At 67.4% G+C, this 12,534-nt stretch carries 12 protein-coding genes; 1 reads left to right on the top strand and 11 read right to left on the bottom strand.

What is annotated here, in order from left to right:
* Positions 1-3 precede the first annotated feature (3 nt).
* The 5 genes from ACRWK7_RS05965 to ACRWK7_RS05945 all read right to left on the bottom strand — a co-directional run bounded on the left by ACRWK7_RS05965 (position 4) and on the right by ACRWK7_RS05945 (position 6,263).
* The gene (locus ACRWK7_RS05965) at positions 4-1,833 is read right to left on the bottom strand and encodes a discoidin domain-containing protein (protein WP_431855280.1); all 1,830 of its coding nucleotides are present in this window, start codon (positions 1,831-1,833) and stop codon (positions 4-6) included.
* Positions 1,834-2,097: 264 nt separating this feature from the next.
* Positions 2,098-3,066, bottom strand: a complete 969-nt coding sequence (gene glpX / locus ACRWK7_RS05960; RefSeq protein ID WP_431855331.1) for a class II fructose-bisphosphatase — start codon at positions 3,064-3,066, stop codon at positions 2,098-2,100.
* A gap of 70 nt (positions 3,067-3,136) precedes the next feature.
* Positions 3,137-4,429, bottom strand: coding sequence for a homoserine dehydrogenase (locus ACRWK7_RS05955; RefSeq protein ID WP_431855279.1), 1,293 nt, complete (start codon positions 4,427-4,429; stop codon positions 3,137-3,139).
* The gene (locus ACRWK7_RS05950) at positions 4,426-5,703 is read right to left on the bottom strand and encodes an LL-diaminopimelate aminotransferase (protein WP_431855278.1); all 1,278 of its coding nucleotides are present in this window, start codon (positions 5,701-5,703) and stop codon (positions 4,426-4,428) included. Before ACRWK7_RS05950 ends, ACRWK7_RS05955 begins: the two co-directional genes overlap by 4 nt.
* Before the next feature lie 209 nt (positions 5,704-5,912).
* Positions 5,913-6,263: a hypothetical protein gene (locus ACRWK7_RS05945; RefSeq protein ID WP_431855277.1), complete on the bottom strand. Its 351-nt coding sequence runs from the start codon at positions 6,261-6,263 to the stop codon at positions 5,913-5,915.
* Between the two features lie 207 nt (positions 6,264-6,470).
* Between ACRWK7_RS05945 and ACRWK7_RS05940 the strand changes: the two genes are divergently transcribed.
* Positions 6,471-8,276: a PHA/PHB synthase family protein gene (locus ACRWK7_RS05940; RefSeq protein ID WP_431855276.1), complete on the top strand. Its 1,806-nt coding sequence runs from the start codon at positions 6,471-6,473 to the stop codon at positions 8,274-8,276.
* A gap of 122 nt (positions 8,277-8,398) precedes the next feature.
* Here ACRWK7_RS05940 and ACRWK7_RS05935 read toward each other — a convergent pair whose 3' ends face one another.
* The 6 genes from ACRWK7_RS05935 to ACRWK7_RS05910 form a co-directional block, all read right to left on the bottom strand.
* Positions 8,399-8,974 (bottom strand): OmpA family protein, encoded by a 576-nt coding sequence (locus ACRWK7_RS05935; protein WP_431855275.1) that lies wholly within the window; start codon positions 8,972-8,974, stop codon positions 8,399-8,401.
* Positions 8,975-9,211: 237 nt separating this feature from the next.
* Entirely contained in the window at positions 9,212-9,730 is a 519-nt protein-coding gene (locus ACRWK7_RS05930; RefSeq protein ID WP_431855274.1) for a gamma carbonic anhydrase family protein, read from the bottom strand.
* Positions 9,731-9,743: 13 nt separating this feature from the next.
* Positions 9,744-10,796 (bottom strand): N-acetyl-gamma-glutamyl-phosphate reductase, encoded by a 1,053-nt coding sequence (gene argC, locus ACRWK7_RS05925; protein WP_431855273.1) that lies wholly within the window; start codon positions 10,794-10,796, stop codon positions 9,744-9,746.
* 91 nt (positions 10,797-10,887) lie between these two features.
* On the bottom strand, positions 10,888-11,382 hold the full coding sequence (gene rpsI / locus ACRWK7_RS05920) for a 30S ribosomal protein S9 (RefSeq protein WP_431855272.1): 495 nt from the start codon (positions 11,380-11,382) through the stop codon (positions 10,888-10,890).
* A 4-nt stretch (positions 11,383-11,386) separates the two neighbouring features.
* Positions 11,387-11,851: a 50S ribosomal protein L13 gene (rplM, locus tag ACRWK7_RS05915; RefSeq protein ID WP_109122544.1), complete on the bottom strand. Its 465-nt coding sequence runs from the start codon at positions 11,849-11,851 to the stop codon at positions 11,387-11,389.
* 188 nt (positions 11,852-12,039) lie between these two features.
* The gene (locus ACRWK7_RS05910; RefSeq protein ID WP_431855271.1) at positions 12,040-12,516 is read right to left on the bottom strand and encodes a PaaI family thioesterase; all 477 of its coding nucleotides are present in this window, start codon (positions 12,514-12,516) and stop codon (positions 12,040-12,042) included.
* Positions 12,517-12,534 lie beyond the last annotated feature (18 nt).

Genomic DNA, 12,534 nt, shown 5'->3' with positions numbered 1-12,534 from the left:
GATTCAGCACCGGACATTCGATGACGCGGATTGCTCCGGGGAGGCCAGATGAGGGTTTCTGACGATGTCGGCCACCCGATGCCCGGCGATCCATGACCCGAAATCCTCCCTGAGAAGCAACGGAGATCCCCCAGCGTCGTTCAACATCATCGTCTTGCTCAGGATGCCGAAGATCGATTGGCCGCGACGGTCTTCGACGAACATCTCTGCCTCTTCGCCATCGCTGCTTGCGATCTCCGCAGCAAAGACGGGGTCCTGCACGAGCCGCAGCCATTCGGCGGCGAACTCCCTCGTCTCGTCGCACACCCGCCACACCGAGGCCGTCGCCGCGATCCGGTCGCGCTCGGCGGAAGCGAAAACAAGCATCCTTGCCCCCGACGACCGCAGCGCGCCGATGGCTTCGTCCAGATCCCTGTGAAAGATTGAATCGCTGTCGCAACAGACGAGGAACTCAGCATCCGTCGTCGCCAACATGGACGCGATGATGCAGGGCTTCCACAGCCAATGCGAATTCTTCTCGACGAAATCGGTGTCCAGAGCGTCGGGGCCGAAGCACACAAGGTCCGCCCGCTCCCCCGATCCGGCAATCCAAGTCTTCGCCCAGGCGATGTGGGCCTGCTGCACCGCCTGCTGGTGCCCGTCCGTCGCCGCGTAGTTCATGACCACCACACCGCCGGGACGGGTGGCGGGAACCGCCTCGCGCGGACCGCCGGACCGCCGCCGGAGCACGCAGGTCAGCGAGTCGCCGCTGCGGTAGACGCCGCTCCGCGAGAGATCGACGAATTGGTCGAGGAACTTCATATCCTCGTCGCTCATGTACCTGGACGTCCAACCTTGCCCGGCCAGCGCCCTGCCGATCATCTGCAGCGTGCCGTTGCCGCCGCCCTCCTCCACGTCGTATCCCTCGCTGATCGAGGTGTGAAGATCCTCGACCACGAAGTATCCCCCGGGCTTGACCAGGCAGAACAGGCTCGCGAGCGTGTACTGCTGGTCGCGCATCAAATGGGATGCGTCATCGACGATGATGTCGAAAGTCCCCTGGAGAAATTTCGCACGGAATTCGTCGATGCACTCCCGCCGCGATTGATCCAGCGTGTGCAGGACGATGCGCGGATGCAGGCCGGCCGAGACCTCCCGAAGGAAGGCGTCTGCATCGGGAAAGACGTGGCCGTTCCCCTGGTGGCCGGTGAAATGATCGGCGCCGTGAACGACGGCGTGCGGGAACCAGTCCCGCCACATCTTCAGGCTTGCGCCGAAGAAGACCCCGATCTCGAGCACCTTCGTGACGCGCAGCCTGATCGGCGAAAAGACGGCCTCGTAGATGTCGCAGAAGCCATGCGGGACCTTGTCCGTTCCATATTTCCGGCCAAGGGAGGCCAGCGGTGTCGTCAGGAACGGGATGTCCTCGGCGTAGACCTCCACCTCGTCCAGATGCAGGACGGTCCGCCCCTGCAGTTGAAGGTGAACGAAGCGCGCCTTGCGCCCCGCACAGTCCACAACGAGCGGCTTGCCGTCCTCGACCCCTCCGAAGGAGGTCTCGCCAGCGTGGATCGATTCCCACGTCACGCCATCCGCGGACACCCGCACCGTCAGGCTCCTGGCGCGCTCCGCCGATGCGGTTCCGGCGATGCCGTGATTGTACACGACGACGGTCGTCAGGAAGAAAACCTGCCCGAGATCGACTTGCCACCACGGGCCGTTTTCGAGGTCCGTCTGGAAACTGAAGCCGCCCGTCTTGCGGCCGTCCACGGCGCGCGCTGCGTCGTGGGGGCCCAGGGCCGGGTTCCAGGAACTCTGGCTGGCGCGCTTATTGATGGCGACGTTTACAGGCATCGTCCTCTGCTCCTGGCAACATCCAGAATTCCTGACGGCGAGGCAAAGGGGGCGGCCTGCTTTACGGACATCCTAGCCGATCTGATGTTTGATCGATGCACCCCTCAAGGTATCGGTCTTGTCACGCCCGCCGCAAGGGTCGTTTTGACGCCATGCCGAAGCGCCCGCGCGATGCGCCGGCGACGTGGTCCGACGAGCGGGATCCAAGGGCCAAGCCCCTGGCGGAGGGGTGCAGGGGAGGCAAGCGCCTCCCCTGCTCGCGCCTTACTTGGCGACGCCCGGCTTCTGCTTGAAGTTGTGGTGCGCCTCGATGTAGCGCACGGTGCCCGACTTCGAACGCATGATCACCGAATGCGTGATCGCGCCGCCCGGGAAGCGGCGGACGCCGCGCAGCATGGCGCCGGTGGTGACGCCGGTGGCGGCGAACATCACGTTTCCGCTGGCCAGTTCGGTCAGGCTGTACTTCTTGGTCAGGTCCGTGACGCCCCAGCGGGCGGCGCGGGCCTTCTCGTCGTCGTTGCGGAACAGCAGGCGGCCCTGGAACTGGCCGCCGATGCAGCGCAGCGCGGCGGCGGCCAGAACGCCCTCCGGCGCACCGCCGGAACCGACGTACATGTCCACGCCGGCGTCCGGCTGGCTGGTGGCGATCACGCCCGACACGTCGCCGTCGGAGATCAGCATGATGCGCGCGCCCGCCTCGCGGACGCGGGCGATCAGCTCGGCGTGGCGCGGGCGGTCGAGGATGCAGACCACCAGTTCCTCGACCTCGGTGCCCTTGGCCCGGGCCAGCGCCTTGAGGTTGTTGGCCGGCGTCTCGTCCAGGTCGACCAGCCCCTCGGGCAGGCCGGCGCCGATGGCGATCTTGTCCATGTAGACGTCGGGGGCGTTGAGGAAGCCGCCCTCGTCGGCCATCGCCACCACGGCCAGCGCGTTCGGGCCGCCCTTGGCGGTGATGGTGGTGCCCTCCAGCGGGTCGAGCGCGATGTCGACCTTCGGGCCGCGGCCCTGGCCGGCGCCGACCTTCTCGCCGATGTAGAGCATCGGCGCCTCGTCGCGCTCGCCCTCGCCGATCACGACGGTGCCGTCGATGTAGAGGGTGTTGAGCGCCTGGCGCATGGCGTCGACGGCGGCCTGGTCGGCGAGCTTCTCGTCGCCGCGGCCCATCAGCAGCGACGCGGACAGCGCCGCCGCCTCGGTGACGCGCACGGCCTCGAGCGCCAGGTTCCGGTCCATGCCGGACAGGTCGACAGTTTGTGGCATGTTGGTCGTTCTCCCGAACTCTCGGTCTTGTTGTGTCGTGTTCTTAGAACTGCTCGATGCGGATCATGCGCGGCGGCTCCAGCACGGCCGCCTGCGCCGCGATCTGCGCCAGGGCCTTCTGCATGGACGCCTCGTTGGTGTCGTGGGTGGTGAGCACCACCGGCACCGCCTCGCCGGGCGACCGGCCGCGCTGCAGGAAGCTCTCCATCGACACGTTGTTGTCCCGCAGCACCGCGGCCACTTCCGCTATCACGCCGGGGCGGTCGACGACCATGAGGCGGACGTAGTACGCCCCCTGCCGGCCCTCCATCGGCGAGGGGTCGAGCGCCGCCAGCTGCGACGCCGGCACCCCGAAGGTCGGCGTGCTGCGCCCGCGCGCCACGTCCACCAGGTCGGCCACCACGGCCGACGCGGTCGGGCCGGCGCCGGCGCCGCGGCCGACCAGCCAGACGCGGTCGACGAAGTCGCCCTGCGCCACCACGGCGTTGAACACGCCGTCCACCGCGGCGATGGGGGCGTCCTTCGGCACCATGCAGGGGTGCACGCGCTGTTCCACGCCGTTGCGGGTCAGCCGGGCGATGCCCAGCAGCTTGATGCGGTAGCCCAGCTCCTCGGCGTACTTCAGGTCGACCGCGGAGACGTGGCGGATGCCCTCAATGTAGACGTTCTGGAAGTCCACCGGCACGCCGAACGCCACCGAGGTGAGGATCGCCAGCTTGTGCGCCGCGTCGATGCCGTCGATGTCGAAGCTCGGGTCCGCCTCGGCGTAACCCAGCGCCTGCGCCTCGGCCAGCACGTCGGCGAACTCGCGGCCCGTGGTCCGCATCTCGGTGAGGATGTAGTTGCAGGTGCCGTTGAGGATGCCGTGCACCTCGGTCACCCGGTTGGCGGCGAGGCCCTCGCGCAGCGCCTTGATCACCGGGATGCCGCCGGCCACCGACGCCTCGAACGCCAGCGTCAGCCCGCGCCCCTCGGCCATGTGGGCCAGGGCCGGGCCGTGGTTGGCGAGCAGCGCCTTGTTGGCGGTCACCACAGAACGCCCCTGCTCCAGCGCCGTCTCGACGGTGGCCTTGGCCGGCCCGTCGGAGCCGCCGATCAGCTCGACCACCACGTCCACGTCGGGCGCCGCCGCCATGGCGACCGGGTCCTCGAACCAGCGGACGTGGGAGAGGCCGACGCCGCGGTCCTTCGAGCGGTCACGGGCGCTGACCGCCGTCACCTGGATGCGGCGGCCGCAGCGCTGCTCGATCAGCGCGCCGTGCTCGGCCAGCACCTTGAGCACACCGGCGCCGACCGTACCCAGGCCGGCGACCGCGATCTTGAGGGGAGCCGTCACGGGAGACCTGCCTCTTTGTAAAGCTGCTTGCGCACCTCGGGATCCTCGCTCGCAGCGCCGCCGGCGGCGTTGGAGCGGAAGAACTCCTTGATGTTGCGGGTGGCCTGGCGGATGCGGTGGACGTTCTCCACGAGGCCGAGGCGGACGTGCCCATCGCCGTACTCGCCGAAGCCGATGCCCGGCGACACCGCCACCTTGGCCTCCTGCATCAGCAGCTTGGAGAACTCCAGCGAGCCGAGGTGGGCGAACTGCGGCGGGATCGGCGCCCAGGCGAACATGGAGGCGGCCGGGCTCGGCACCTGCCAGCCGGCCTGCGCCAGCCCCTCGATCAGCACGTCGCGGCGCTGCTTGTACATCTGGCGGATCTGCTCGACGCAGTCCTGCGGGCCGTTCAGCGCGTGCGCCGCGGCCACCTGGATCGGCGTGAAGGCGCCGTAGTCGAGGTACGACTTGATGCGCGCCAGCGCGGCCACGAGCTTCTTGTTGCCCGACGCGAAGCCGATGCGCCAGCCGGCCATGCTGTAGGTCTTGGACATCGAGGTGAACTCGATGGCCACCTCGCGCGCCTCCGGGATCTCCAGGATCGACGGCGGCGGATCGCCCTCGAAATAGATCTCCGAGTAGGCGAGGTCGGACAGGATATAGATCTGGTGCTTGCGGCAGAACTCGACGATCGGCCGGTAGAAGTCCAGCCCAACCACCTGCGCCGTCGGGTTCGACGGGTAGTTCAGCACCAGCGCCAGCGGCTTCGGCACGGAATGCCGCGTCGCGCGCTCCAGCTGGTTCATGAAGGCGTCGAGGTCCGGCGACTTGCCACCCTCGGTGCCCACCGGCAGGTGGCGGATCGAGGCGCCGGCCAGCACGAAGCCGAAGGGGTGGATCGGGTAGCTGGGGTTCGGCACCAGGATGGTGTCGCCGGGGCTGGTGATGGCGTTGGCGAGGTTCGCCAGGCCTTCCTTGGACCCGATGGTGACGATGGTCTCGGTCTCGGGGTCGAGGTCGACGTTGAAGCGCCGCTTGTAATAGGCGGCGTGCGCCCGGCGCAGGCCGGGGATGCCGCGGGAGTTGGAGTAGCGGTGCGTCTTCGGGTTCTGGACGGTCTCGACCAGCTTGTCGACGATGTGCTGCGGGGTGGGCTGGTCGGGGTTGCCCATGCCGAGGTCGATGATGTCCTCGCCGGCGGCGCGGGCGCGCGCCTTCATGGCGTTGACTTCCGCGAAGACGTAGGGCGGCAGGCGCTTGATGCGGTGGAACTCTGACGAATCGCTGCTCATGGACGCTCCGAGACCTTCGCCGGCCGCGGGCTGGACCAGGAAAAGGCGAGCGGACCGGGACCACCTATCTACCGTCCCGCCCACGGATTAGCGAGGCAAATTTCGCGCAGCCGCGTTGTGGAGGTTGCGTTTGCACAAGGGATGCGAGGGGCGCGCCCCCTCGCGCTCCTCGCCAAAGGCCGGGGGCCTTTGAGAACCGACTCCCGGCCTCAGCCCTTCGGCTTCGGCGGGACCGGCACCGGTTTGTACTTCTCTTCCAGCTCCTTCGCGGCGGCGCGCGCCTGGGCGCGCTCCTGCTCCAGCGCGGTCATGTCCTTCTGCCGCTGCTCGAGGCTCGGCACGTCGGTCGGGCGCGGCGGCACCGTGGCCAGGTTCGGGAACGTCTTGTTCTCGCCGCTCATGCCGCGGATCGGGGTCGGCGCGTCGGGCGGCGGGCCGCCGCCGAACACCGATCCGACCAGACCGGTGTCCAGCACCCGGTCGCCGCACCCGCCCAGCGCCAGCAGGGCCGCAAGGCCGCCGATCGCCATGAACCCCTTGCCCGCCCTGCTCTTCGCCATTCCGTTCACTCCACGAACCTGTCCTTTGGATCAGCCTTGTCTTCGGCCGAAAGACGTAAAATCTTCATCCTCCGGGTGTATGAGTGCAGGATGCATCCTTCGCAGATGCAGCAACCCCACACGATCCCCGTTTCAAATTCCGTACGGCACTGTATAACCCTCTGAACAGCGTCCCTGAAGCCGAAACGATACGATAAGGACTGCGCCATGGCCGAAAACCAGGCCCCGGATGTGAAGCTCCCCGATCCCGTCGAGCTGTCGCGGGCGATGACCCGCATCGCCGAGCAGAGCCAGAAGCTGGTCACCGATTTCCTGGCCCGCCAGACCGCCGACGGCGGCGCCGGCGGCGTCGCCAATCCGGATCCGATGGGCGTCGGCAGCGCCTTCCTGGAGATGACCAAGCGCATGATGGCCGACCCGGCCAAGCTGATGAAGGCGCAGATGACCCTGTGGCAGGACTACCTGACCCTGTGGCAGCGCACCACGCAGCGCCTGCTGGGCCAGGAAGCCGAGCCGGTCATCACCCCGGCCAAGGACGACCGTCGTTTCAAGGACTCGGCCTGGGACGAGAACACTCTGTTCGACTTCATCAAGCAGAGCTACCTGCTCAGCGCCCGGTGGATGCAGTCGACGGTCAACGACGTCCAGGGCCTGGACGACCACACCGCCAAGAAGGTGGACTTCTACACCCGCCAGTTCGTCGATGCGATGGCGCCCTCCAACTTCGTCATGACGAACCCGGAGGTGCTGCGCACCACCGTGGAGACCGGCGGCGAGAACCTGGTCAAGGGCCTGGAGCACCTGCTGAAGGACCTGGAGCGCGGCAAGGGTGAGCTGCGCATCTCCATGACCGACTACGACGCCTTCCAGGTCGGCAAGAACATCGCCTCGACTCCGGGCAAGGTGGTCTTCCAGACCGACCTGATGCAGTTGGTCCAGTACACGCCGACGACGCCGGACGTCGCCAAGCGCCCGCTGATGATCGTGCCGCCCTGGATCAACAAGTTCTACATCCTCGACCTGCGCGAGAAGAACAGCTTCGTGAAGTGGGCGGTGGACCAGGGCCACACCGTCTTCGTGCTGTCCTGGGTCAACCCGGACGAGAAGCTGGCGCAGAAGTCCTTTGAAGACTACATGACCGAGGGCGTGCTGGCCGCGCTCGACGCCATCGAGAAGCAGACCGGCGAGAAGGACGTCAACGCCGTCGGCTACTGCCTGGGCGGCACCCTGCTCGGCTCGACCCTCGCCTACATGGCGGCCAAGAAGGACGACCGCATCAAGTCGGCGACCTTCTTCACCACCATGCTGGACTTCGCCGAGGCCGGCGAGCTCTCCGTCTTCATCGACGAGGAGCAGCTGAACTTCATCGAAGGCCAGATGGCCGAGAAGGGCTACCTGGATGGCGCCAAGATGGCGACCACCTTCAACATGCTGCGCGCCAACGACCTGATCTGGTCGTTCGTGGTGAACAACTACCTGCTCGGCAAGGACCCGTTCCCGTTCGACCTGCTGTACTGGAACAGCGACTCGACGCGCATGCCGGCGGCGATGCACAGCTTCTACCTGCGCTCGATGTACCAGAAGAACCTGCTGTGCCAGCCGGGCGGCGTGACGCTGAAGGGCGAGAAGATCGACCTGCGCAAGGTCAAGACTCCGGCCTTCTTCCTCTCCACCCGCGAGGACCACATCGCGCCGTGGAAGTCGACCTACCAGGGCACGCAGCTGTTCACCGGCCCGATCAAGTTCGTGCTGGCGGCGTCGGGCCACATCGCCGGCGTCGTCAACCCGCCGGCGGCCGAAAAGTACTGCTACTGGACGAACGAGAAGCTGCCGAAGGATTCCGAGGCCTGGCTGAAGGATTCCAAGCAGAACCCCGGCTCCTGGTGGCCGGCCTGGCAGGAGTGGGTGTCCGGCTTCGCCAACGGCAAGGTCCCGGCCCGCGACCCCGCCAAGGGCAAGCTGAAGGTCCTGGACGAGGCGCCGGGGTCGTACGTGAAGACCAAGGTGTCGTAAGCACTTTCGTGGCCGTCATGCCCGGGACAAGCCCGGGCATGACGATCAAAGAGAAGGCGCCCAAAACAAAAGGCCCCGGGAAACTCCCGGGGCCTTTGTCTTTGCGGCGGACCGCAGGTGCCTTACGACGTCGGGGAGACGGTCGGCAGGACCTGGGCGCGGCGGTTCGACGGCTCGCGGACGTTGTCGCCGGTCTTGACCAGCAGCTCGGTCTCGCCCTTGCCCTCGGTGGTGATGGCGTTCGCCGGGATGCCCTTGGCGACCAGCGCGCGCTTCACCGACTCGGCGCGACGCACCGAGAGCTTCTGGTTGTAGCTCGGCTTGCCCGAGGTGTCGGTGTGGCCGACGACGCGGACGCGGACGGCCTGGCCCTTGGCGGCGGTGACCATGTCGCTCAGGACGCGGTCGGCGGCCGGGGTGATGTTCGACTTATCCCAGTCGAAGAACACCAGGTACTCGCGCTGCAGACCGCCGACCGGGGTGGCCGTGGTCGTGGCGGTCGTCGGGGCGCACTTGTAGCTGTCCTGGTGGATGACGTAGCCGCCGTCCGCCGTGCGGGCCGCGACATTGCCCCAGCCGATCACCGGGTTGCACCACTCCTGACCAGCAGCCGACTGGGCCAGGGCCGGGGAGGCCATCAGGCCACCGGCGACGATCATGGCCGGCACCGCGGCCAGACCCATAGAAAACTTCATCATTGCTCCCCTCACTCTCTCGTTTCGAGAACGCATCCCGTGGTGGTGCATACCGTCCGGAATTCCGCCCGGTACACCGAAGTGAAAACCAGTGCGCCTGGGCGGCGCTTCCCAAACACAGTAATGGAACAGGACGTTCCGTCCTATTCCGCCGGAAGCCCTAGCCGCCGCCGTTCAACACCGCGGAATGGCTGAGACACCGGCGCCACACTACACCGAACGGCAAGGGCCAAGCCAGTCTCAACCGTCTCGGTACTCTTTCGCAAGCTCAGAGTATTGCATCGCGGACACAGGGAAGTAGGCCAGCTCCGCCTCGGACAGCTCCCGCACCGGTCTGGCGGGCGCTCCGACCCACAGCCAGCCGCTTTTCACGCGCTTTCCGGGGGTTACCAGGGCCCCCGCAGCCACCATGGCGCGCGACTCGACGTGGGCTCCGTCCATCACGCAGGCCTTCATGCCGACAAAGCAGCCACTCTCCAGAGTGCAGGCATGCAACAGTGCCATGTGCCCGACCGTGACATCGTCGCCGATGTAGGTCCCCTGCCCGCGGCGGGCGACGTGGATGATCGTGCCGTCCTGGAGGTTGGTGCGCGCGCCGATTCGGATCTCGTTGACGTCGCCGCGCAGGACGCAGCCGTACCAGATTCCGCTCTCCGGCCCGATCACCACGTCGCCGGTGACGACCGCCGTTTCGGCCACGAAGGCCGTCGGGTCGATCGCCGGCTTGACGCCGCGATAGGGCCGGATGAGCGCGGGCATGCGGGTCGGCTCCTTACGGGAACATCGGCGCCTGGTCGATGCCGGTGGTCTCGCCCAGCCCCAGCATGACGTTCATGTTCTGGATCGCCTGGCCGGATGCCCCCTTCACCAGGTTGTCGATGACCGACACGATGATCGCGCCGCGCGGCGTGCGGTCGGCGAAGACGCCGATCAGCGCGTGGTTCGAGCCGCGCACGTGCCGCGTCGCCGGCGCGATGCCCGGCGCGGTCACGCCGACGAAGGCCTCGCTTTCGTACTTCGCCTTGAGAGTCTCGCGCAGGTCGTCGGCGCTGACGCCGTCGGCCATGCGGACGTAGATCGTGCTCATCATGCCGCGGTTCATCGGCACGAGGTGCGGCGTGAACGACACGGTGACCGGCCGGCCGGCGGCGAGGCGCAGCTCCTGCTCGATCTCCGGCATGTGCCGGTGGTGGCCGACGCCGTAGGCGTTGAAGCCCTCGGACACCTCGGTGAACAGGTTCTGCTGCTTGGCGTCGCGGCCGGCGCCGGAGACGCCGGACTTGGCGTCGATGACGATCCCGCCCGGCTCGATCATCTCCTCCAGCAGCAGCGGCGCCAGCGGCAGCAGCGAGCAGGTCGGGTAGCAGCCGGGGTTGGCGACGACGCGCGCCTTGCGCACACCCTGCCGGTTCAGTTCGGTCAGGCCGTAGGCGACCTCCTTCTGCAGCTCGACCGCCCGGTGCTCGTGGCCGTACCACTCGGCGTAGCTGTGCGGGTCGCTCAGGCGGAAGTCGGCGGACAGGTCCACCACCTTGATGCCGTTGGGGATGCCGGCGACGATCTCCTGCGTGGTGCCGTGCGGCAGGGCGCAGAACACGACGTCGAGCTGGTCCCAGTTGACCGCCTCGATCTTCACGAGGTCGGGCAGCTTGTAGTGCTGGAGGTGCGGGAACACCTCGGCCATCGGCTTGCCGGCCTGCCGTTCGGCGGTCAGGGCGCGGATCTCCGCCGCCGGATGGCGCAGCAGCATGCGCACGAGGTCCGCGCCGGTGTAGCCGCTGGCGCCGAGGATACCGATCCGGACGGGGGTGACGTTGGTGGCCATGGTGGTTCCCTGCTGTGAAGGAGGAGCACAAACAGAAAGGGGGCGTCCCGCAGGACGCCCCCTTCTGTACCATAAACGCGGGGTCGCGGGCTTAGCGCTTCGAGAACTGGAAGCTGCGGCGCGCCTTCGCGCGGCCGTACTTCTTGCGCTCGACGACGCGGGCGTCGCGGGTCAGGAAGCCGGCGGCCTTCAGCGGCGGGCGCAGGGCCGGCTCGAAGTAGGTCAGCGCCTTCGAGATGCCGTGGCGCACCGCGCCGGCCTGGCCGGACAGGCCGCCGCCGGTCACGGTGACCAGCACGTCGAACTGGCCGGCACGGTCGGTCACGCCGAACGGCTGGGCGATCATCATGCGCAGCACCGGGCGGGCGAAGTAGACCTCCTGGTCGCGGCCGTTCACGGTGATCTTGCCGGAGCCCGGCTTGATCCACACGCGGGCGACGGCGTCCTTGCGCTTGCCGGTGGCGTAGGCGCGACCGAACTGGTCGAGCTTCGGCTGCGCGATCTCGGCGGAGGCGCCGGCCGGGGCGGCGGCGCCCGAGCCCTGCAGATCCTTCAGGCTGGAGAGGGTGGTGGTGACCTGAGCCATAGGATTACGCGCTCCGCTTATTCTTCGGGTTCAGGGCGCCGACGTCCAGCACGGCCGGCTGCTGCGCCTCGTGCGGGTGAACCGCACCCTTGTAGACCTTGAGATGGGACATCTGCTTGCGGCCGAGCGGCCCGCGCGGGATCATGCGCTCCACGGCCTTCTCGATGACCCGCTCCGGGTACTTGCCATCGAGGATCTGGCCCTTGGAACGGCCCTTGATGCCGCCCGGATAGCCGGTGTGCCAGTAGAAGATGTCGTCCTTGCGCTTGTTGCCGGTCAGCTTCACCTTCTCGGCGTTGATGACCACGATGTGGTCGCCACCGTCCATGTGAGGGGTGTAGGTCGGCTTGTGCTTGCCGCGCAGCATGTTCGCCAGGATGCTGGCGAGCCGGCCGAGCACCAGCCCGTCGGCGTCGACGACGTACCACTTCTTCTCGATGGTCGCCGGCGTCAGATTGAAGGTCTTCATCGCCACACTCGTTGAGTGAATCGTGGATCGGCAGGCCGCCGAATCCCGCGGCGCCGAAGCGGCCGGTTTTGTACGGGTTTCGCACCCGCGCGTCAATGCAAAAAAGATCAGCCAAAATCAATGGCTTGACATCGCGGTAATTACATACCGCAGCCGAAAAGCCGTTGATATCGCTGTGTTTTTCCGCACTACGCGTCGTCTCGGTACCCGGATACCGTGAGCGCCACCGGATCGTGCGGCGGGATGGAATAGGTGCCGGTGGCGTGCGCCACGGGCTCCTCCGAACCGTCGTCGGAGAACAGCAGCACCTCGCCGTAGGCCAGCCGCTTGCCGAGCTTCAGCAGGCGCCCCTCGGCGATCATGCCGACGGGCGGCGGGCGCTTGAGGAAGTTGATGGTCATGCTGGTGGTCACCGCCAGTTCGACCCGGCCGATGGCGCTGAGCACCGCGGCGTACAACGCCACGTCGGCCAGCCCGAACATCGCCGGCCCCATCACGGTGCCGCCGGGGCGGACGAAGTCGGTCTTGTAGGGCATGCGCATGCGCACGCGGCCGGCGACCAGATCGTCGATGCTGATTCCGAAGTTGCCGACCAGCGGCACGCCTTCGCGGATCAGCTCCTCCAGTTCGGGAATCGGGATGGCGGTGGGGGCGGGCTTGGTCATGCGGGGCTCTCGGTCGGC

The organism is Azospirillum sp. (genome assembly GCF_050789165.1).
This window is presented reverse-complemented; position numbering and strand designations above follow the sequence as displayed.